Raw genomic sequence first — 19,467 nt, 5'->3', positions numbered from 1 at the left:
TTCCTTATACAAAGCGCGCGACGCAGTGGCCAAGCGTGCGGCGGCCGTCGCCGAGGATCATTTCGAAAATGTCGCCCTTCACCGCGGGCGCGAGCGGGACGAGGCTGCCCGACAGGATGATGTCGCCGGCATCGAGCGTGACGCCATGCGCGCCAAGCGTATTGGCGAGCCAGGCGACCGCCTGCGCAGGGTCGCCCTGCACCGCGTGACCATAGCCTTCGGAGAGCGGCGTGCCGTTCTTTGCCACCGCGACATGAAGGTTCGGCAGATCGAGCCTGCGCGGATCGATCCGTTCCTTACCGAGTATAAAGACCCCGCACGAGGCGTTGTCGGCAACGGTGTCAACGATACTTATTTTCCAGTCGTCGATCCGGCTGTCGACGATTTCGAAGCAGGGCGCGATGCTTTCGGTCGCCGCGATGACGTCGGCGGCGGTGACGCCGGGGCCGTTGAGGGCGTCCCTCAGGATGAAGGCGATCTCGGCCTCGGCGCGCGGCGCGATCAGCGCCTTCGCATCGACGTCGATGTCGCCCTCGACATGCATCCAGTCGGTGAGAAAGCCGAAATCGGGCTGGTGGACGCCGAGCATGTCCTGCACCGCCTTCGACGTCACGCCGATCTTCTTGCCGACGACGCGCTCGCCGTCCGCCAGCCGCCGCGACAGGAAGTCGAGGCTGATCGCATAGGCGTCGTCGATCGTCAGCGCCGCGTCGCGCGCGATCAGCGGCGCGACCGTGCGGCGCGCCCGCAGCGCGTCGTAAAGCTCACGTCCGTAAGTTTCAGCGATGCTCATCGAGGAACTCTATCGCATAGCGGTTGAACTCGTTCGCGCGCTCGACCTGCACCCAGTGGCCGACCTTGTTGAAGGTCACGCAGCGCACATCGTCGCAGGCCTCGAAGAAATACTGGATGCCCGATAGCGGCATGAAGCGTTCGTTCTGGCCCCAGAAAAGCAGGATGGGAACCTTGATCTCGCCAAGCCGCGGGCGGACATTGTGCGTCCGCATCCGCGTGATCACTTCCTTGGGCTGTTTGCTCGCGACCGCGAAGCGCTCCTCGACCAGCGCCTCGGTGATGTGCTTCGGGTCATGGACCAGGCTTTCGCCGAGGCGGCGCTGCGCGGCGAGGTCGAAATCGGGGCTGCCGAAGGAAGAGCGCATGTCGGCGATGCCGGGCATCGCGAAATAGACGTCAAGCTCCTCGATACAGCCGGGCGCCATCAGGATCAGCCGCTCGACGAATTCGGGATGGTCGGCGGTCATCTGGATCGCGACGCCGCCGCCCAGCGAATTGCCGATCAGCGTCGCGTGCTCGATCCCGTGCGCCTTCAGCGCCTCATAGAGCGTGTCGGTGAACAGCGTCAGCGTATAATCGATGTCGGCGGGCTGCGACGAGGCGCCATAGCCGATCATGTCGGGCAGGATGACGCGGTATCCGGCGGCGACGAACGCATCGACATTCTGGCGAAAGTTCGACAGCCCCGACGCGCCGGGGCCGCTGCCGTGGACGAACACCAGCGCGGGACCTTCGCCGGCTTCCTTGATGTGGATGTCATATCCGCCCGCGACGCGGTGGGTCGCTTCCGTCATCTCTCCCATGATCGTTTCCTCGCTTACATGAATGTGAAGGCGGGCGGTTCGCCGAGCATCGTCATCACGACGTCGGTGGTGCGATTGCCGGGGTCGTTGGCGACGTGCGCGCGCGCGGCGTTGAGGTCGAGCCACGGCTGGATGATCGCGCTCGACATATAGATCGCGCGGCCGCCGAGAAGCTGGACCATGCCGTCGACCAGCTCGGCGAGCCGCCGCACGACGGTCGAGCTTTGATAGGCATAAAGCGCGCGTTCCTCGAGCGTGATCGGCTCGCCGCTCTCGCTCTTCGCCATCAGCCGGTCGAAGGTCGCCTGATGCGTCAGCTCCATCTCGAGGATCTGCGCATGCGCCTTGGCGATCGCGCCGTGGAGCAGCGGGTCGGCCTTCGACGCCTTGCCCGTGTTGGTCGAGATGCGGCCCTGCATGATCTCCATCGCGGCGTTTACCGCCGCGCGGGCGCCGCCGAATGCCGCGGTCGATACCGAGCGGACGAAGACCTGCGCCCAGGGCAGGCGATAGAGCGGGCCGTCATTCTCGGCCTGCCCGGGGTTGGTGCAGGCGAAGCCGTCGCTCGCCCGGTGCGTGCGGTGCTCGGGGACGAAGACGCGCTCGACGAGAATGTCGAAGCTGCCGGTGCCCTGCAATCCGAAGACGTCCCACGTCCCCTCGATGACCTGATAGTCGCCGCGCGGGAGCAGGAAGGTGCGCATATCGGGCGGGCCGCCATCGGTATCGAAGTTGAGCGCGCCGAGCAGCACCCAGCCGCAATGCGTCGAGCCCGAGGAAAAGCCCCAGCGGCCCGACAGGTAAAAGCCGCCCTCGGCCTTCTCGACCTTGCCCACCGGCTGATAGGTCGACGAGACGAGCATCGCGCCGCCATTGTCGCCCCACACCTCGCGCTGCGCCTCGTCGTGGAAGAGCGCGAGTTCATAGGGATGGCACCCAAGCACGCCATAGATCCAGCCCGTCGACATGCAGCCTTCGGCGAGCGCCTTCTGCACCTCGAAAAAGACATTGGGGTGCATTTCATAGCCGCCCCAGCGCTTCGGCTGCAGGATGCGGAAGAATCCCGCCTCCTGCATCTCGGCGACGGTTGCTGCGGACACGTTGCCGTCGAGCGTGGTCTGGCGCGCGCGCGCCTTGAGCGTCGGGATCATCGCGCGGGCGCGTTCGACCAGCGCTGAGGGGGTGGGCAGCGCGGTGTCGGCGGCTTGCTTCGGGGCGGTGGCCATATGCTCTCCTCGGGTATTTTGTGCGCTTGCGGTCGCCCGCATGAGTCTATTGCTTCAATATTCGTAGTGAATGATGCATTTTTCTACGCAAGCTGTCAATCGACTTTCTGTGCAAAATGGCGAGGAGGGCGGTTTGAAGGGCCGGGCTGCGTAGCGTGGCTGCGGCCGCGATACGCAAAGCATCGCTTGCCGTAGCGGCGGTTGCGCGCCGGAGCGATCGCACCCGGATGACGACGCGCATTTGAATATACGGTTTGCGTAGATTTTAATGCAAATCTCTACGTATTACACTTGATAAGGCTAGATTTCGCTTGTAGCTTCCGCTCAAATTGGTGCGCCGGATGCGCATATGGATGTAGGGGATTGAGCGAATGGCAATCAGGTCACTGGCCTATGTCGTGGTCGATACGGCCGACGTCGAAGCATGGCGCGCCTACGGCGAGAATGTGCTGGGAATGCAGGCGATCGATCATGACGGCGGGCTGCGCCTGCGCATGGACGAGCGGCCGTTCCGCATGTTGATTCGCAAGCGCGACGGCGAAAGCTTCCACGCCGCGGGGCTCGTCTATCCCGACAAGGCCGCGTATGATCGCGGCATCGCGGGGCTGCGCGATGCGGGGGTCGCGGTCGAGCCCGCGTCGGCCGACGAGGCGAAGGATCGCCATGTCGTCGAATTCGTCCGCTGCGCCGATCCGTCGGGCAACCGGCTCGAAATCGGCTGGGGCCGCGTCGTCGACGGCGACCCCTTCGTCTCGCCCGCGGGCGTGTCCGAATTCGTCACCGGCGAGATGGGGATGGGGCATGTCGTGCTGCCCGCGGCGAAGCTCGCCGAGACGCGCGCTTTCTATATCGAGCTGCTCGGCTTCGGCGATACCGACGAGATGCGCGTCTATATGCAGGGCGGCGGTCCCGACGATCCGGGGCTCGGCCTTCATTTCCTCCATTGCGACAATCCGCGCCATCATAGCGTCGCGCTCGCCGAATTCCCGGTGCCGAGCGGGCTCGTCCACATGATGGTCGAGGTGCCGGGGCTCGACGATGTCGGCCGCGCGCTCGACCGCGCCAAGGCGGCGGGTGTCCATATCTCGTCGAGCCTCGGCAAGCATATGAACGACAAGATGGTCAGCTTCTACATGCGCAGCCCCGGCGGCTTCGACATCGAATATGGCTTCGGCGGCATCCAGCCCGACTGGAACAGCTTCACCCCGACGATCAGCATCAAGGAAGACGAATGGGGTCACCAATGGGACTTCGGCGGCTGACGCCGCGCTGACCTTTGCCCCAATCTATCGGAGAATAATATCATGCCCAGTCACGAGGAAATGGTCCGCGCCGTCGAGCGCTATGTCGAAGCGTTCGACAAGGGTGACGCCGGCATGGCGGCCGATATCTACGCCGCCGACGCGACGGTCGAGGATCCGATCGGCACCCCGATCCACCAGGGTCGCGACGCGATCCACGCTTTTTATTCGATGTCGATGCAGGCGAAGGCGAAGCTGCGCCTCGACGGCCCGGTCCGCACCGGCGGCGACTATGCCGCCTTCGCCTTCACCGTGCTCGTCGACTTCGACGGGCCGAAGGAGATCGAGGTGATCGATACCTTCAAATTCGATGCCGACGGCAAGGTGACCGAGATGCGCGCCTATTGGAGCCCCGCCAACATGCGCGCGGTCGAGGGCTGAGATGGTGCGCGAAGCAGCGATTGTTTCGACCGCGCGCACCGGCGTCGGCAAGGCCTATCGCGGTGCGTTCAACGACACCGAGGCGCCGGTGCTCGCCGCGCATGTCGTCAACGCTGCGATCGAACGCGCCGGGATCGATCCGGCGCGCGTCGACGACGTCTATCTGGGCGTCGGCAACCACTGGAACACGCAAAGCTATAATCTCGGCCGGCTCGCGGTGCATGGTTCGGTGCTGCCCGACAGCACCGGTGGCTTCACGCTCGATCGCAAATGCTCGTCGGGGCTCAACGCGCTCGCGCTCGCCGCGCGCGGGATCATGTGCGACGAGATCGACGTCGCGGTCGCGGGCGGGATGGAGAACATCTCGCTCACGCTCAACAAACACGCGCCGCAGTTCCGCAACCGCTCCGAATTCGTCAAGGCCGCCGATCCCCACGCCTATATGGCGATGATCGAGACGGCGGAGATCGTCGCCGATCGCTATGGCATCAGCCGCGAGGCGCAGGACGAGTTTTCGGCCATAAGCCAGCAGCGCGCGGGCGCGGCACAGGCCGCGGGCCGTTTCGCGCAAGAGATCGTGCCGATCACCGTCGAGAAGGCTTTGTTCGACAAGGAAGGCAATGAGACGGGCAAGGAAGAAGTGACGCTGGCGCGCGACGAGGGCGTGCGCGGCGACACCACCGCCGAAAAGCTTGCGGGGCTCAAGCCAGTGTTCAAGGACGGGCTGGTCGTCAAGGAAGGCCGTTATGTCACCGCGGGCAACGCGAGCCAGCTCTCCGATGGCGCCTCGGCGCAGGTCGTGATGGACCGCGCGATGGCCGAGAAGGAAGGTCTCCCGGTCCTCGGCATCTATCGCGGCTTTCAGGTCGCGGGCTGCAAGGCCGAGGAAATGGGCATCGGTCCGGTCTTCGCGATTCCCAAGCTGCTCGACCGCGCGGGGCTCAAGGTCGACGATATCGGCCTCTGGGAAATCAACGAGGCGTTCGCCAGCCAGGCGCTCTATTGCCGCGACAAGCTCGGCATCGATCCCGACAAGCTCAACGTCAACGGCGGCGGCATCGCGATCGGCCATCCGTTCGGGATGACGGGCTCGCGCCTCGTCGGGCATGCGCTGATCGAGGGCAAGCGCCGCGGCGTCCGCTATGCGGTCGTCTCGATGTGCGTCGCGGGCGGCATGGGCGCCGCGGGCCTGTTCGAAATCGTCTGAAGCAAAAGGAGGCGGCGATGGCGCTGTTGTTCGAAGGAAAAACGGCTTTCGTCACCGGCGGGGGCAGCGGCATCGGCCGCGCCGCGGCGCTGGCTTTTGCCGCCGAGGGGGCGAAGGTCGCGATCGGTGATCTCAACGCCGACGGCGCCGCCGAAACCGCCGCGCTGATCCGCGCCGACGGCGGCGAGGCGCATCATGGCGCGCTCGATGTCACCGATGCGAGTGCGGTCGATGCCTTTGTCGACGATGTCGCCGCGCGCTGGGGACGGCTCGATTGCGCCTTCAACAATGCCGGCGTCGCGCTCGAAGGCATGGAAACCCCTTGGGGCGACCTCGACGCCTATGACCGCAGCATCGCGGTCAACCAGCGCGGGCTACTGCTCTGCATGACGGCCGAGCTTCGCCATATGGAAAAGGCGGGGCGCGGGGCGATCGTCAACACGGCGTCGATCGCGGGCATGGCGGGCGCCGGCGGCGCCGGGTACTGCGGGTCGAAGCATGCGGTCGTCGGGCTCACGCGCTCGGCGGCGATGCGCTATGCCGCGCAGGGCATCCGCATCAACGCGGTCTGCCCCGGCGCGATCCGCACCCCGATGGTCGATGCGGTGGTGAAGGAAGAAGCCGCGGCGCGCTTCGTCGCCGAAATGCACCCGATGAACCGCATCGGCGAAGCGCAGGAGATCGCCGACGCGGTGATCTTCCTCTGTTCGGACAAGGCGAGCTTCATCACGGGCCACCCGCTCGCGGTCGACGGCGGCTATCTGGCGCGCTGAGGGGGCACCCTCTCACTCCGGGCTGGGAGTGGGGAGCTACCCTAAGATCCTCCCTGTCGCGAAGCGATGGGGAGGGGGACCGCTCGCGAAGCGAGTGGTGGAGGGGCAGCGACGCTGCGTCATTAGCCCCTCCGTCAGCCCTACGGGCTGCCACCTCCCCATGGCTTTGCCACAGGGAGGATTTTCTGTCCGCTTCCGGCGGTTCCCGACGTTGACGTTATTGATTCACCCGCATCGCGTGGCGCGCGGCGAGCCAGCCGAAGGTCATCGCCGGACCCAGCGTCGCGCCCGCGCCCGGATAGGTCCGCCCCATCGCCGCCGCCGAGGCGTTGCCGATCGCATAGAGCCCGCCGAGCGGCTTGCCATCCTCGCCGAGCACCTGACCATTGTCGTTGGCGAGCAGTCCGCCGTTGGTGCCGAGATCGCACGGATAGATCGGGATCGCATAGAAGGGCGCTTCGGCGATCGGCGCGAGCGTCGGGTTCGGCGTCACCGAGGCATCGCCATAATGCCGGTCATAGGCGGACGCGCCGCGTCCGAAATCGGGATCCTCGCCCTTGAGCGCATTGGCGTTGAAGCGCGCGATTTCCTTCGACAGCACCGCGGCGTCGACGCCGATCTCCTTGGCGAGCCCGGCGATCGTCGCGGATTTCTTCAATATCTTGCGCATCGCCTCGGGGATGCGGCCGTCGGCCGACGGCTTGCCCGCCATCATCGGCCCGAGCATATATTTGCCGCGATAGCGCGCGTCGAACACGAACCACGACGGCGCGGTGGGCGCTTCGGGGGTGTTGCGGCGGTGCATCTCGCCCCCCGCGACATGATAGGATGCCGCCTCGTTCATGTAACGTTTGCCCGCCTGGTTGACGATGATCGAGGATGGCAGCGCGCGTTCGACGAACAGGATTCGCGCGCGATCCTCGCCTTCGAGCAGGAAGCCGGGCCCCCACCATGCCGAATCCATCAGCGCGGTCGCGGCGCCGACGGCGAGCCCGGCCTTCAGCCCATCGCCGGTGTTGCTCGGCACCCCGGCGCTCCAGTCGGCCGAGGTCGGTTGCGGCAGATATTTCGCGCGCAGCGCGGCATCATGGTCGAAGCCGCCGCTCGCGATGATCACGCCGCGGCGCGCGCGGACCTCGATCCGTTCGCCGTCGCGCTCGACGATCGCGCCGGTGATGCCTTTGCTGTTGCTAACCAACTCGACCATCGGCGCGTTCAGCCAGATCGGCACGCCCTTTTCGTCGATCGACAGCTTGAGCCGCCCGATCAGCGCATTGCCGCCGGTCAGCCGTCGCGAGCGCTTGGTTTTGAAGCGCCAGGGCAGGTCGAACATATATTTGAGCATCAGCTTGAAGAGCAGAGGCTTGGCGCCGGGGCTCATGGTCAGGAGCAGTTTGGCTTCCTCCATCGTCCAGGTGAAGCGGCCGAAAGTCAGCGTAAGCGTGTGCGGCGGTTCCATGCGCTCGAAATCGGCACCCAGCCGGTCGGCCATCAGCGGGATCGGATCGTGCGTCCGCCAGCCGTCGCGCGCGCCGGCAACGTCCATATGATAGTCCGAATAGGCATAGGCGGTATAGTGGACGTGCGAACGCTCCTCGAGATAGGCGAGCATCCGGTGCGCATTGTCGACATAGGCCGCGAGCTTGGTTTCGGGCACATCGTCGCCGATCAGCGTCTTGATATAGCCGAGCGCTTCCTGCGGATCGTCGGCATGGCCCCTGGCGCGCGCGTCGTCGCTGTTCGGAATCCAGATGCCGCCGCCCGAGGTCGCCGAAGTCCCGCCGTAACGCGCGCTTTTCTCGACAACCAGCACCTCGGCGCCCGCGTCGGCGGCGGTGAACGCCGCGGTCAGGGCGCCCGCGCCCGATCCGATCACCAATATGTCGACTTCGTGAACGGCCACCCTTATTGCTCCTGCCTCGGAAAACTCGCTATTTCCGGTCTATATGTCGTTCTACATAATGATTGCGTTTTTGAAAGGAAAAATCTTTACGCAAACTGTTATATATCCGGCGTCGCGGTCGATGAATGTTGACAGTGGCGCGGCGATGCGGTCTGTGGAAGCCCTGATCGATCGCACCGGCGCGCCGCCGCACGGGGCGCGGGTTCAACAGGGGAGAACGGGCGTTGCGTACGGCAACCAAGGCCGGGAAAAGGACGCGGGGCAAGGCCGCGAACGCGAGCCAAGGCGACGCGATGCTCGCGCTCGACGATGTCGACGAGCAGATCATCGCCGCGCTTCGCAAGAACGGCCGGATCGCGAACCGCGACATCGCGCGCGAAATGGGGCTGAACGAAGCGACCGTGCGCACCCGCCTGCGCCGGCTGGAGGATGCCCGGATGGTGCGTGTCGTCGCGATGCGCGACCTCGCGGCGATGGGTTTCGGCTATCTCGCGCCCGTCGGCGTGCAGGTGAAGGGGCGGTCCGCGGGCGACGTCGGCGCCGAAATCGCAGAGCTGGAGCGGGTGATCACCGTCAATGTCGCGATCGGCACGCATGACCTCGAAATCCAGGTCGTCGCCGAAACGCTCGAGGAGATGCAGCATCTCCTGACCGGCGTGATTGCCAAGATCGACGGAGTCGAGCGGATATTCCCCAGCCTCGCGCTCAAAGTATTCAAATATAATCCGGAGTGGGCCCCGCTATGAGCACGAGGATCAGCCTCGACGACCTCGATCACAAGATCATCGAACGCCTCGGCCATGACGCGCGGGTTTCGAACCGCGAGATCGGCCGCGAATTCGACCTCACCGAAGGCACGATCCGCTCGCGGCTGAAGCGCCTCCTCGACAACCGGGTGATCCGCGTCGCCGCGGTCACCAACGCCAACCGGCTCCGCAACCCGATCCTCGCCTATCTGTGGGTCGAGGCGGACAGCGCCGCCGATATCGAGCGAGTGGCCGAGAGCCTGGCGAGCCTGCCCGAGATCGGCTTTGTCGCGACGACGCTCGGCCGCGCCGACGTGCTGGCGATGACGCTGGTCGAAAACGGCAATGAACTGACCGATTTCCTCCATCAGACGATCGACAAAATCCCCGGCGTCCGGCGGGTGCGCTACAGCCTCGGGCAGAATTTCATCAAGCACGACTATCGCTGGTGCGCGCTCGTCGATTGAGCATTAGCCGGCGATCCAACTCGCCCTGATCCCGTCCTTCGCCAATACGCCGTCGACGATCGCGCGCGGTTCGGACCGCGTGTAGCAGATCCGCCAGCCGTCGGGGGTGCGGCGATAGCGGTCGTGGTAGAAATTGGCGAGCAACCGGAAAGTCCCCGCGCGCGGGTCATAGGTCGCATAGCCGAGGTTCCAGCGCGCGCTTGCCGCGTCGTCCGTCACCTCGATCTCGGCATTATGCCCCTGATGCACGTCGGTGATCGGCGTCGTCGCCGCCATCTGCGTGAACACGTCGATCAGCCCGTCGAGGCCGAATTCGCCGATCGGCGGAAAATCGATCACCGCGTCCTCGGTGAAGCAGGCGCGGATCGCATCGACATCCTTGGCATCGCAGGCGTTCAGGTAGCGCGCCTTCAGGCGGCGGATATCGCTTTCGGCTTCGAGCCGCGCGATGCGGGATTCAAGGTCGGTCATCGATGCGGATCACCTTCGTTTCGGGGATGGGATGCTCGGTGGCGCCGATCCAGCGCAGCAGCATCGTGCCCTGATGGTGCCCCGCGGTATCGATCCAGTTGCCGAAGCCCGGATCGCGCGTGCCGACGATCAGCGTGAGCGTGCCGTCGTCGTTCAGCCGCGCGCTGCGCCCGTTCACATGGATGCGGTGGTAGCGATAATCGAGCGATTCCATCCAGACATTGTCGAGCTGGAAATTCCAGAAGCTGCACGCGGGGATGCGCGTGTCGATGCGCAGCGCCTCGCCGGGTTCGAGCTGCCACCAGCCGTGGAGATAGAAGATCGTCGGATCGCCGCCGGCGCGGAAAAAGCGCGTCTGGTCGATCGTCGCCAGCCGGTTCATCTGGCTCGCGCGGAAATCCTCGGCCCACTGGACGAAGGTCTGCGCGGTGCCGGCGACGAAGGCGGTGGTGCGTTCGAGCGCCGCCGCGAGCGCGTCGGCGGAAAGCGGCGCGGGGTAAGCGGGGCCGTCGATCGCCTCGATCGTCACCGCCGCGGGCACTTCGGTCCGGCGGTCGAGAAAGGTCTGGCGCACGATCGCCATCGAGCTGTCGTCGGCCAGTGGCAGCCAGTTGCCCTCGGCCTTGTCGCGGCTGACGATGATCTCGAACGATCCGTCGGGGGCGACCGCCATGTCGGCCGAATCGAGCTCGCCGGTCGAGGCCATCGTCCCATCGACGGCATAGCGATTGGCCTTCGTCCCGAAACTCAGGATCGGCACGCTGCCGCGTTTGCCCCGGATGCGATAGCGCCGCGCGCCCGACACGGTCGCGTTCATATAGATGTTGTCGGGATTGTCGGCGCCGATCTTCGCCGTTTCGTGCGACGCGGCGTAGAAACTCGGAAAATCGGGGTCGGCATGCTCGAGCTGCATGTCGAGCGCGATGCGGAGCAGCCGGGTGAGGTAGCGATAGCCCTCGGCGCGGTCGAGCGGGTTTGCGGCGGATTCCAGACCCGTCACGATCTCGCCCGCGGCCTCGAGCCGCCGGCAGAAGGCGCGCCAGACATCGGGCGACAGGATAGGGCCCTCGGTCATCGTCAGGGCGCCATATACTGGCCGCCGTTGACGTCGAGCGTCGCGCCGGTGACCATTTTCGCATAATCGGAGAGGAAGAACAGCACGCTCTTCGCGCAATCCTCCTCGGGCGGAATGACGCCGAGCGGGATGCGCCCGGTGATCTCGCCGACCACGGCGTCGCGATCGGCGCCGTCCGCGACCGCGCGGTCGATATAATCATGGACGGGCCTGCCGCCGATCCAGCCCATCCGCGTCGCGTTGACCCGGATGTTGAAGCGGCCAAGATCCTTGGCCATGTGCCTGGTCATCGTGGTCAGCCCGCCTTTCCCGGTGGCATAGCCGCCCTCGCCGGGGAAGGGGTTGACCTGCGACATGGTGGCGACGTTGACCACCGCGCCGCCGCCCGCCGCCTTCATCGCGGGGAGCACCGCCTGCGTCATCCGGAGCGCGCCGAGGCAATTAACGTCGAACACCTTCGCCCAATCCTCGGGATCGGCCTCGTCCACCGTCACCCATTCGCCGTGGATATAGGCGGTGTTGACCAGCCCGTCGATCCGTCCGAACGCGTCGGCGGTCGCGTTCGCCAGCGCCGCGCACGCGTCCGCATTGCCAACATCGGTCGGCACCGCGACCGCCTCGCCGCCGCCCGCGCGTATCTCTTTGGCAACGGCTTCGATGAAATCCTTGTTGCGCGCGCCGATCCCGACTTTCGCGCCCTCGGCGGCGGCGATCCGCGCCATCGCCTGTCCCATGCCGGGGCCGACTCCGCTGATGACGACGACCTTCTTCTCAAGCAGGTTCGGCATATTCTTCTCCCGCAAATATATCCTTGAGTCCGGGGTCGAGCGCGTTGCCGACCTCGGGGCAATGCGTTCCCGACGGGCCGTACATCGCGGCGACGCAGCGGTTGCACGCGGTGCAGCCCGATATGTCGGTGGTCCCGCTCTGCCATTTTCCGATCAATGCGGGGTCGTGGATCAGCGCGCGGGCCAGCGCGATCGCATCGAACCCTTCGGCCACCGCGCGCCGCGCCCCGGCGAGCGACTGGACGCCGCCGAGATAGGCGAGCTTCATCGGCGAGGGACCCAGCGCCGCCTTCAGCTTCAGCGCCGATTCCATCAGGTAATTTTCGCGGAACGGCGGCAGCTTCGGCACGCTGCGTTTCAGGATCGCGAATTGCAGTTTCGCCAGCCACCCGCCCTGCATCGCGGCCAGATCGTCATAGGGCAGCGCGCTGCCGAACATCGCCCAGGTGCTTTCGATATTGCGCCCCGCCGACAGCACCAGCATGTCGGCGCCCGCCGCTTCGAGCGCGCGCGCGGTGACGATCGCATCGTCGACGGTCGCACCTCTCGGCACCGCATCGGTCAGGTTGATCTTGGCGAGGATCGCGAGCCGCCCGCCCGTGGCCCGCTTGACCGCCGCCAGCACCTCGGCGGGAAAACGCGCGCGGTTCGCCGCCGATCCGCCATAGCCATCCTTGCGGAAGTTGGAGAGCGGCGAGATGAACTGGTTGAGCAGATAACCATGCCCCATATGGATTTCGAGCGCATCGAAACCCGCTTCTTCGGCCAGCTCGGCGGCGTGCTCGAACTCGCCCGTCACCATCGCCATGTCGGCGCGCGTCATCGCGCGCTGGAAAAAGCGGCCCTTCAAGACTCCCATCTTGTCGATCCCGCCCGACGCCGACATCGCGCGCGGCGTCGACAGGTCGTCGATCTGGCAAAAGCTGCCGCCATGGGTGATCTGCGCCGACGCCTTCGCACCCCCGGCATGGATCGCGTCCGTGACCGCGCGATAATGCGGCACACTCTCGGCGCTCAACATTCCCTGTCCGGGCAGTGTCCGTCCGTCGGGCGAGACCGCAAGATAGGCGAGCGTCGTCATCCCCACGCCGCCGCGCGCATAGGCGCGGTGGAAGTCGAGGAGCGCGCGGGTGGGGAGGGTCGCCTTGCTCATCATCTCGTTCGCGCCCGAACGGATGAAGCGGTTACGCAAGGTGATCGGCCCGATCCGCACCGGGTCGAAGGGGTCGGCGATACCCACGGCCGTTTGCATCGCCGCGCCCCCGTCAGCCGAAATCGACGCGGATCACGGCTGCCCCATCAGGCTTGCCGGCGCGCCGGGAAGGAAGGGCTGGTAATAGCCCGCCGACCAGCCGCCATCGACCGCCAACTCGGCGCCGCTGATATAGCTCGCATCGTCGGAGGCGATAAACAGGCTGGCGCGCGCGATTTCCTCGGGCTCGCCGATGCGCTGGAGCGGCACGCGCTCGTAACCGACATTGACCGCGTCGCCGGTGAGCCCCGTCGGGTTGCCCATTTGCGTGTTCACGCCGCCGGGGTGGACGGTGCAGACGCGAATGCCGCGCGGGCCCAGTTCAAAGGCGAGCGATTTCGACAGCCCGCGCACCGCCCATTTGCTCGCGGTATAGGCCGACAGCCCGTTGCAGCCGCGAAGGCCGTCGACCGACGAGATGTTGACGATGACGCCGCGCCCGGCCTTGGTCATTTCGCGCGCGGCATATTTGGCGCCGAGCATCGTTCCCATCACATTGATCGCGAGGACGCGTTCGATATCCCCGGCGGGCATCGCCTCGATCGGGCTGAAATGGACGACCGCGGCATTGTTGATCAAGATGTCGAGCTGGCCGAAGCGCTGGACCGTCGCGGCGACGACGCGGTCCCAGTCGGCCTCCGAGCGCACGTCGAGCTTTTCGAAGACGGCACTCTCGCCGATTTCGGCCGCGGTTTCCTGTCCCTTGTCCTCGACGACGTCGCACAGCACCACTTTGGCGCCCTCGGCCGCGAAGAGCCGCGCGGTCGCGGCGCCCATTCCCTGTGCCGCACCCGTTACAATCGCAACCTTACCTGCGAGTCTTGCCACGCAATTTCTCCTGTTTTCTGTTTATGGTGCCGCCGGTCAGGCGACCTTTTGTTCGAACGGTGCCGACAAGGTGCCGCGGGTGACGTGGGTGCCGTTGACGCGCTTCTGAAACTCTTCGGCGCGCGCGCGGGGGTTGTAGAACTGGCGATACCAGATGCGCAGCTTGCCGATCGGGCCGTCGCCCTGCACCGCCATCGGGTTGACGCACGGCTTCTTGTTCGACCAGATTTCGAAATCCTGCGCGAAGGCGGCGCAGGCGGCCGCCTGATAGGCGCGCGCCATCGCGACATCGTCGGCGTTGGGCTCGGCATTGGGCACCTTGACCAGCAGCGCGTGCCACACCTTGACCACGCCGTCGTCGACGGGGGTGTGCGCGATCATGATGATCGAGGGGAATTGTCCCGACATGCGCGACTGCAATATGCCCGGTCCGGTATACCAGGTGTCGGTTTCGAGCGGCGCGTCGCCCTGCAGCGTGCGGTGCCCCGCGCGCAGCCGCTGGACGACGCGGTGGCCGTCGAAATCATTCTCGAACAGGTCGACGGCGTCATTGCCGTGGACGGGTTCGAAATGGGCGCGGTCGGCCATATTGTCGAGGATCTCGACCGGATGGCTGGCGAGTTCGCCCAGCCGGTCGAGCTCCCACTTCACCCAATGCGGCTGATCATATTCCTCGAACGACGGCAGCTCATATTCGGGTTCGAGCCCTTCGGGATCGTGCCACATCCAGATGCAGCCCGCGCGTTCGATCACCGGCCAATTCTCGAGCCTGGCCGCCGCGGGGATCCGCTGCGGCGAATAGGGGATCTGGTTGCATTTGCCGTCGGGGCCGAAGCGCCAGCCATGATAGGGGCAGCGGATCGAGTCGCCCTGCACATGCTCATCGTCGCGGATCACGAAGCTCGTTTCGTTCTTCGCCAGATGCGCGCCCATGTGCGGGCAATAGGCATCGACCAGATAGACCTGCCCCGACTCGCCGCGATAGAGCACCCGGTCGCGGCCGAAAAAGCGGACGGCGAGGGGTTTCGTGCCTTCGAGTTCGGCGGCGGCGGCGATCATGAACCAGCCGCGCGGAAAGACCTGTTCGCCCAGTCCATAGTCTGCGGTTGTCGCCATTGAAAATCTCCCATCATGCCCGGTTTCGGATCAGGCATTGTCTCTATGCGTTTTGAAAACTTGCGATGCCATCGCATTTCGATAACATATCTCACTATTACCAACATTATGCAATATTCTGCGGGTCAAGGAGGGTGAATATGGGTGAAGTTCGTCAATTTCCCGAAGGCGCGACGCTGATTTTCGGCGCGACCGGCGGCATCGGCGCCGCGGTCGCGGGCGAATTTGCCGCGGCGGGGAGCGATGTCGCGATCGCGTGGCGCTCGAAACGGGCGGAGGCCGAGGCGCTGGCCGCGCGCATCGAGGCATCGGGGCGCAAGGCGAGCCTGCACCAGTGCGACGTCACCGACGATACCGGCCTGGTCGCCGCCATCGCCGATGCCGTCGCCGCGCACGGGCGCATCCACACTTTGCTGTGGGGCGCGGGCCCGCTCGTCGCGCAGGTCCACCTCGCCGACACGACCCCCGAACAATGGCGCCGCGCGATCGATGTCGAAGTCCACGGCTTCTTCAACGCCGCGCACCATGTCATTCCGCACATGCGCGCGAAGGGTGGCGGTTCGTTCGTGCATCTGGGGTCGGCGGGCGACCTGCGCTGGCCCGACAAGGACGGCCTCTCGGTCGCGCCCAAGGCCGCGAACGAGGCGCTGGTCAAAGGCATCGCGCGCGAGGAGGGGAAGCATGGCATTCGCGCCAACTCCATCCTCGTCGGCGTGATCGAGGCCGGCATGTTTCTCGAGCTTTCGAAACAGGGCGTGTTCGACGACGCCTGGACCGCCGAGGTGCACAAGAATCTGTCGCTCAAGCGTTGGGGGCGTCCCGAGGAAATCGGTCATGCCGCTGTCTTCCTTGCCTCGTCCAAAGCCGCCTACATAACCGGGCAGCAGATTGCGGTTGCGGGCGGTTACGGGGGCTGAACCGGACGGTGCAGACCCCCGCCGCGCGATTACGCCGTCACGGCGTCCATCTTGAAAGCGGTCCGGAGGCCGCGGGCCGCGGTGCCCACCGCGATGTCGGCTTGCGGCAGCATGCCGAGCATGCTCGCAAAGCCGTGGATCACGCCAGGCACCTGGCTGTGCGTCACCGCGACTCCCTCGGCGGCAAGCCGCTCGGCAAAGGCGTTGCCCTCGTCGCGCAGCGGGTCATATTCGGCGGTGATCACGGTCGCCGACGGCAGGCCGGCGAGGCTCGCGGCGCGGATTGGCGCCGCCAGAGCTTCGGGCGTCCGTTCCGCGTCGCCCAGATATTGCCCCCAGAACCATTGCATCATCGCGCTGCTGAGGAGGTAGCCCGAGGCATTTTCGCTGTGCGACGCGCGGCTGAAATCATTGTCGATGACGGGGTAGAGGAGCAGCTGGTGCGCGATCGCGGGACCGCCCTTGTCGCGCGCGTCGAGGCAGAGCGCGGCGGACAGATTGCCGCCGGCGCTGTCGCCGCCGACCGCGATGCGCGCGGGATCGATGTCGAGCGTATCGGCCTGATCGACCGCCGCGGCGAGCGCCGCGCGCATCGTGTCGAGCGCGACCGGATAGCGATGCTCGGGCGCCAGCGGATATTCGAGCGACAGCACGGCAACCTCGGCCGCCGACGCGAGCGCGCGGCACAGCGGATCGTGCGTCTCGATCGTGCCGAACACCCAGCCGCCGCCGTGCATGAAGAAAAGCAGCGGCAGCGCGGTGCCGGGCGCGGGGTGGTAAAGGCGCGCGCGAACCGGACCGGCGGCGGTGTCGAGCGTCAGGTCGCGAACTTCGGCGACATCGGCCTTGAACGCCGGCATCGGCTGTTCATCGCCCAGCCGGAACGCCGCCGCATCGAACGGCGGGTTCATGTGCGGCAGGTTGTTGATCATATCGAGGAGCGGCACGAGGGCGGGATCAACGGGCATGGCAAAGCTCTCCTGTTTGTGGGATGGAATGGATGGAAATGAGGAAATGGCGGTGAGAACGGACGGGATGAACGCGGCGTTTTCCGGCCTGCTGTCCGATTTGTTCGGCGGCCTGCTGGCCGAGACGCCGTGGGAAGATTTTCTCCGCAGCCTCGCGCTCTGTCTCGACGCGAGCTATGCGACGCTGATCCTGACGATGCCGGGCGCGAGCCGGCCGGGGACGCTGGTGACGCCGGGCGGCGATCCGCAGACCGCCGAGGATTATATCGAAAGCTTTTTCGTCGACGACCCGTTCAAGGGGCTGCCCGAAGGCAAGGTGACCGCGTTCACCGACTTCGTGCAGGGCGACACGCGGATGAGCGATTTCTGGCGCGACTTCCTCGAGGCGGCGGGCGGCGACCAGATCCTTGGCGTCGACCTGCGTTTCGACAGCGGGTTCGAGGCGCGGCTGCGCGTGACGCGCGACAACAGCCGCAGCGATTTCGCGGTCGCCGAGCGCGAGGCGCTGCAGGATATCGTGCCGCACCTGCACAACGCGATCCGCCTGTTCGAACGGCTGCAGGCATCGGGCGCCGAACATGGCGTCTATCGCGGCGTCGTCGAGCAAATGGGGGTCGCGGCGATCATCCTCGACCATGACGGCAAGGTGGTCCGCGCCAATGCCGTCGCCGAGCGGCTGCTCGCCGAGGCCGATGGCGTCGTTGTCGCGGGTGGAAAACTGCGGCTCGCGGCCGCCGACGCGCACCGCGCGCTCGAAAAGCTGCTCAAGATGCTGCGCTCGGAGGCAGATCCGGTCGCGGCGCCGCCGCAGCGCTTCCGCATCGAGCGGCCGTCGGGCGGGCGCGACCTCGGCGTCGTCGCCAAGGCGGTGACGACCCCGGCGTTCATGCGCGGCGGCAAGGGCGCGGCGCTCGCGCTGTTCGTCAGTGATCCGGGGCAGGAGGCGGCGCCCGATCCCGAAGCGATCCGCGACCTGTTCCAATTGACGCGTATGGAGGCGATGCTGGCTGCGGCGCTTGCCGGCGGCGGCTCGCTGGTCGAGGCGGCCGACCGGCTCGGCATCGCGCACAATACGGCGCGCTCGCACCTGCGCTCGATCTTTGCGAAAACCGGCGCGCGCCGCCAGTCGCAGCTCGTCCATCTGCTCCATGCCGGAATGCCCGAACGCGGCAGCCCTTGACCTTTGTATGCTATTTTGCGTAGATGATACGTCATTTATATACGAATATCGTATTTGGATTGGCAAAGTATCTACGTAATGCGGAAGGTTTACGGGATGGGAGAGATGGTTGGCCGAGTGCCGGATCGCGCGACGCTGGTGGCGCGCGCATGCGAGCAGACGGGGCTTTCGGATTTCGGCGACACGTGGTTTTTCGCCAATATCGACGCGCTGATTCCCGCGCTGAACGACGAGGCGCGATTGAGCGAAGCGGGCGTCGGCAGCGCGGCGGCGATGATCGTGAGCGGCCTGGTCAACCGGCTGCGCCACGTCGATCTGATCAAGCGCCATCCCGAAATTCTGGACGAGACGGTCGAGGTTGCCGCGGTGGTCGTCGGACTGCCGCGCACGGGCAGCACGATGCTCCACCGCATGCTCGCGTCGGCGCCCGGGATGACCGGCACGCGCTGGTTCGAGACGCAGAATTATGCGCCTTTCCCGGGCGAGGAACGCGGCGATCCCGAACCGCGGCGTGAGGCGGCGCGCGGTTTCCTCGACTATATGCTCGCGACGATCCCCGATCTGATGTCGATCCATCCGATGAGCATCGACCAGCCCGACGAGGAACTGATCATCCTCGGCCAGCTCTATTCGAGCACGATGATCGAGGGGACCTATCATGTGCCGGGCTATGCGCGCTGGCTGACCGAGAACGACCGCGTTCAATGCTACCGCGACCTGGGGCAAATCCTCCAGTCGCTGCAATGGCAGGACCAAAGCCGCAAGGGCGCCAAATGGGTGCTCAAGACCCCCGGCCACCTGCTCGCGCTCGACGCGGTGATCGAGGTGTTCCCCGAGGCGAAGATCGTGATGACGCACCGCGATCCGGTCGCGACGGTGCCGAGCTATTGCAGCATGGAACACAGCCTTTACCAGATGGTCTCGGACGATGTGGATCGCGAAAGTGTCGCGGCCTTCTGGGTGCCGCGGCTTGCCGAACTGCTCGAGCGTTTCATGGCGGTGCGCGGTGCGGTCGCAGGGCAGAATTTTATCGACGTCCGCTATGCCGACCTGCTCGGCGACCCGATCGCGCAGGGGACGCGCGTGCTCGAAGCTGCGGGGGTCGCGGTCACCGACGCGGTGCGCGCGGGCATGGCCGAGTGGATCGAGGCGAACAAGCGCGAGGATCGCGCGCCGCACAAATATACGCTTGAAGATTTCGGTCTGGTCCGCTCCGATGTCGAACAGCGTTTCGCGGCCTATCGAGCCGCCTTCCTGGAGGGGAAATAGA

General features: G+C 65.9%; 20 protein-coding genes. 9 read left to right on the top strand and 11 right to left on the bottom strand.

Annotated elements, in window-relative coordinates; translation table 11 throughout:
- Positions 1 to 4 precede the first annotated feature (4 nt).
- The 3 genes from VFG17_RS07725 to VFG17_RS07715 are packed head-to-tail and all read right to left on the bottom strand — an operon-like array spanning position 5 to position 2,824.
- On the bottom strand, positions 5 to 793 hold the full coding sequence (locus VFG17_RS07725; protein ID WP_325028873.1) for a fumarylacetoacetate hydrolase family protein: 789 nt from the start codon (positions 791 to 793) through the stop codon (positions 5 to 7).
- Positions 780 to 1,598, bottom strand: a complete 819-nt coding sequence (locus tag VFG17_RS07720; RefSeq protein WP_325028872.1) for an alpha/beta fold hydrolase — start codon at positions 1,596 to 1,598, stop codon at positions 780 to 782. Before VFG17_RS07720 ends, VFG17_RS07725 begins: the two co-directional genes overlap by 14 nt.
- Positions 1,599 to 1,612: 14 nt before the next feature.
- Positions 1,613 to 2,824, bottom strand: coding sequence for an acyl-CoA dehydrogenase family protein (locus tag VFG17_RS07715; protein ID WP_325028871.1), 1,212 nt, complete (start codon positions 2,822 to 2,824; stop codon positions 1,613 to 1,615).
- A gap of 371 nt (positions 2,825 to 3,195) precedes the next feature.
- Here VFG17_RS07715 and VFG17_RS07710 point away from each other — a divergent pair, with 371 nt between their 5' ends.
- From VFG17_RS07710 to VFG17_RS07695, 4 genes are read left to right on the top strand one after another with little or no spacing between them, the layout of a single operon-like run.
- Positions 3,196 to 4,086, top strand: a complete 891-nt coding sequence (locus VFG17_RS07710; RefSeq protein WP_325028870.1) for a VOC family protein — start codon at positions 3,196 to 3,198, stop codon at positions 4,084 to 4,086.
- A 42-nt stretch (positions 4,087 to 4,128) separates the two neighbouring features.
- Positions 4,129 to 4,506, top strand: a complete 378-nt coding sequence (locus VFG17_RS07705) for a nuclear transport factor 2 family protein (RefSeq protein WP_325028869.1) — start codon at positions 4,129 to 4,131, stop codon at positions 4,504 to 4,506.
- A 4-nt stretch (positions 4,507 to 4,510) separates the two neighbouring features.
- Positions 4,511 to 5,713, top strand: coding sequence for an acetyl-CoA C-acyltransferase (locus VFG17_RS07700; RefSeq protein WP_325029094.1), 1,203 nt, complete (start codon positions 4,511 to 4,513; stop codon positions 5,711 to 5,713).
- Positions 5,714 to 5,730: 17 nt separating this feature from the next.
- Positions 5,731 to 6,486, top strand: coding sequence for a glucose 1-dehydrogenase (locus tag VFG17_RS07695; protein ID WP_325028868.1), 756 nt, complete (start codon positions 5,731 to 5,733; stop codon positions 6,484 to 6,486).
- Between the two features lie 217 nt (positions 6,487 to 6,703).
- Here VFG17_RS07695 and VFG17_RS07690 read toward each other — a convergent pair whose 3' ends face one another.
- Positions 6,704 to 8,389: an FAD-dependent oxidoreductase gene (locus VFG17_RS07690; protein ID WP_325028867.1), complete on the bottom strand. Its 1,686-nt coding sequence runs from the start codon at positions 8,387 to 8,389 to the stop codon at positions 6,704 to 6,706.
- A 224-nt stretch (positions 8,390 to 8,613) separates the two neighbouring features.
- Here VFG17_RS07690 and VFG17_RS07685 point away from each other — a divergent pair, with 224 nt between their 5' ends.
- Together VFG17_RS07685 and VFG17_RS07680 are read left to right on the top strand one after the other, a co-directional pair.
- Positions 8,614 to 9,135 (top strand): Lrp/AsnC family transcriptional regulator, encoded by a 522-nt coding sequence (locus VFG17_RS07685; protein ID WP_325028866.1) that lies wholly within the window; start codon positions 8,614 to 8,616, stop codon positions 9,133 to 9,135.
- The gene (locus tag VFG17_RS07680; RefSeq protein ID WP_325028865.1) at positions 9,132 to 9,602 is read left to right on the top strand and encodes an Lrp/AsnC family transcriptional regulator; all 471 of its coding nucleotides are present in this window, start codon (positions 9,132 to 9,134) and stop codon (positions 9,600 to 9,602) included. Before VFG17_RS07685 ends, VFG17_RS07680 begins: the two co-directional genes overlap by 4 nt.
- 3 nt (positions 9,603 to 9,605) lie before the next feature.
- Here the strand turns inward: VFG17_RS07680 and VFG17_RS07675 are convergent, their stop codons facing one another.
- The 6 genes from VFG17_RS07675 to VFG17_RS07650 are packed head-to-tail and all read right to left on the bottom strand — an operon-like array spanning position 9,606 to position 15,132.
- On the bottom strand, positions 9,606 to 10,073 hold the full coding sequence (locus VFG17_RS07675; RefSeq protein ID WP_325028864.1) for a nuclear transport factor 2 family protein: 468 nt from the start codon (positions 10,071 to 10,073) through the stop codon (positions 9,606 to 9,608).
- Positions 10,060 to 11,148, bottom strand: coding sequence for a DUF1214 domain-containing protein (locus VFG17_RS07670; protein ID WP_325028863.1), 1,089 nt, complete (start codon positions 11,146 to 11,148; stop codon positions 10,060 to 10,062). Before VFG17_RS07670 ends, VFG17_RS07675 begins: the two co-directional genes overlap by 14 nt.
- 2 nt (positions 11,149 to 11,150) lie before the next feature.
- Positions 11,151 to 11,936, bottom strand: a complete 786-nt coding sequence (locus tag VFG17_RS07665; RefSeq protein WP_325028862.1) for an SDR family oxidoreductase — start codon at positions 11,934 to 11,936, stop codon at positions 11,151 to 11,153.
- Positions 11,920 to 13,188, bottom strand: a complete 1,269-nt coding sequence (locus VFG17_RS07660; protein ID WP_325028861.1) for an NADH:flavin oxidoreductase — start codon at positions 13,186 to 13,188, stop codon at positions 11,920 to 11,922. The genes VFG17_RS07665 and VFG17_RS07660 overlap by 17 nt, the downstream gene beginning before the upstream one ends.
- Before the next feature lie 33 nt (positions 13,189 to 13,221).
- Positions 13,222 to 14,016, bottom strand: coding sequence for a glucose 1-dehydrogenase (locus tag VFG17_RS07655; protein ID WP_325028860.1), 795 nt, complete (start codon positions 14,014 to 14,016; stop codon positions 13,222 to 13,224).
- A 36-nt stretch (positions 14,017 to 14,052) separates the two neighbouring features.
- A complete protein-coding gene (locus VFG17_RS07650) occupies positions 14,053 to 15,132 on the bottom strand; it encodes a Rieske 2Fe-2S domain-containing protein (protein ID WP_325028859.1) in 1,080 nt (359 codons plus the stop codon).
- 140 nt (positions 15,133 to 15,272) lie between these two features.
- Here VFG17_RS07650 and VFG17_RS07645 point away from each other — a divergent pair, with 140 nt between their 5' ends.
- Positions 15,273 to 16,049, top strand: a complete 777-nt coding sequence (locus VFG17_RS07645) for an SDR family NAD(P)-dependent oxidoreductase (protein ID WP_325028858.1) — start codon at positions 15,273 to 15,275, stop codon at positions 16,047 to 16,049.
- Between the two features lie 29 nt (positions 16,050 to 16,078).
- Here the strand turns inward: VFG17_RS07645 and VFG17_RS07640 are convergent, their stop codons facing one another.
- A complete protein-coding gene (locus VFG17_RS07640; RefSeq protein ID WP_325028857.1) occupies positions 16,079 to 17,017 on the bottom strand; it encodes an alpha/beta hydrolase in 939 nt (312 codons plus the stop codon).
- A 46-nt stretch (positions 17,018 to 17,063) separates the two neighbouring features.
- On the opposite strand from VFG17_RS07640, the gene VFG17_RS07635 reads away from it, so the two are divergent.
- Positions 17,064 to 18,197, top strand: coding sequence for a LuxR family transcriptional regulator (locus tag VFG17_RS07635; RefSeq protein ID WP_325028856.1), 1,134 nt, complete (start codon positions 17,064 to 17,066; stop codon positions 18,195 to 18,197).
- A gap of 78 nt (positions 18,198 to 18,275) precedes the next feature.
- Positions 18,276 to 19,466, top strand: coding sequence for a sulfotransferase (locus VFG17_RS07630; protein ID WP_325028855.1), 1,191 nt, complete (start codon positions 18,276 to 18,278; stop codon positions 19,464 to 19,466).
- The last annotated feature ends 1 nt before the right edge of the window (position 19,467 follow it).

Source organism: Sphingopyxis sp. (assembly GCF_035686825.1).
Taxonomy (GTDB): domain Bacteria; phylum Pseudomonadota; class Alphaproteobacteria; order Sphingomonadales; family Sphingomonadaceae; genus Sphingopyxis.
Note: the sequence above shows the minus strand (reverse complement) of the source record. Positions and strands in the feature narration are given on the sequence as shown.

Bases quoted from the DNA above. Each gene is read 5' to 3' on its own strand.
- VFG17_RS07630 (WP_325028855.1), top strand. From the start codon at position 18,276: ATGCGGAAGGTTTACGGGATGGGAGAGATGGTTGGCCGAGTGCCGGAT.
- VFG17_RS07660 (WP_325028861.1), bottom strand. From the start codon at position 13,188: ATGCAAACGGCCGTGGGTATCGCCGACCCCTTCGACCCGGTGCGGATC.
- VFG17_RS07720 (WP_325028872.1), bottom strand. From the start codon at position 1,598: ATGGGAGAGATGACGGAAGCGACCCACCGCGTCGCGGGCGGATATGAC.
- VFG17_RS07710 (WP_325028870.1), top strand. From the start codon at position 3,196: ATGGCAATCAGGTCACTGGCCTATGTCGTGGTCGATACGGCCGACGTC.
- VFG17_RS07635 (WP_325028856.1), top strand. From the start codon at position 17,064: ATGGCGGTGAGAACGGACGGGATGAACGCGGCGTTTTCCGGCCTGCTG.
- VFG17_RS07645 (WP_325028858.1), top strand. From the start codon at position 15,273: ATGGGTGAAGTTCGTCAATTTCCCGAAGGCGCGACGCTGATTTTCGGC.
- VFG17_RS07705 (WP_325028869.1), top strand. From the start codon at position 4,129: ATGCCCAGTCACGAGGAAATGGTCCGCGCCGTCGAGCGCTATGTCGAA.
- VFG17_RS07695 (WP_325028868.1), top strand. From the start codon at position 5,731: ATGGCGCTGTTGTTCGAAGGAAAAACGGCTTTCGTCACCGGCGGGGGC.
- VFG17_RS07640 (WP_325028857.1), bottom strand. From the start codon at position 17,017: ATGCCCGTTGATCCCGCCCTCGTGCCGCTCCTCGATATGATCAACAAC.
- VFG17_RS07680 (WP_325028865.1), top strand. From the start codon at position 9,132: ATGAGCACGAGGATCAGCCTCGACGACCTCGATCACAAGATCATCGAA.
- VFG17_RS07715 (WP_325028871.1), bottom strand. From the start codon at position 2,824: ATGGCCACCGCCCCGAAGCAAGCCGCCGACACCGCGCTGCCCACCCCC.
- VFG17_RS07650 (WP_325028859.1), bottom strand. From the start codon at position 15,132: ATGGCGACAACCGCAGACTATGGACTGGGCGAACAGGTCTTTCCGCGC.
- VFG17_RS07670 (WP_325028863.1), bottom strand. From the start codon at position 11,148: ATGACCGAGGGCCCTATCCTGTCGCCCGATGTCTGGCGCGCCTTCTGC.
- VFG17_RS07665 (WP_325028862.1), bottom strand. From the start codon at position 11,936: ATGCCGAACCTGCTTGAGAAGAAGGTCGTCGTCATCAGCGGAGTCGGC.
- VFG17_RS07725 (WP_325028873.1), bottom strand. From the start codon at position 793: ATGAGCATCGCTGAAACTTACGGACGTGAGCTTTACGACGCGCTGCGG.
- VFG17_RS07675 (WP_325028864.1), bottom strand. From the start codon at position 10,073: ATGACCGACCTTGAATCCCGCATCGCGCGGCTCGAAGCCGAAAGCGAT.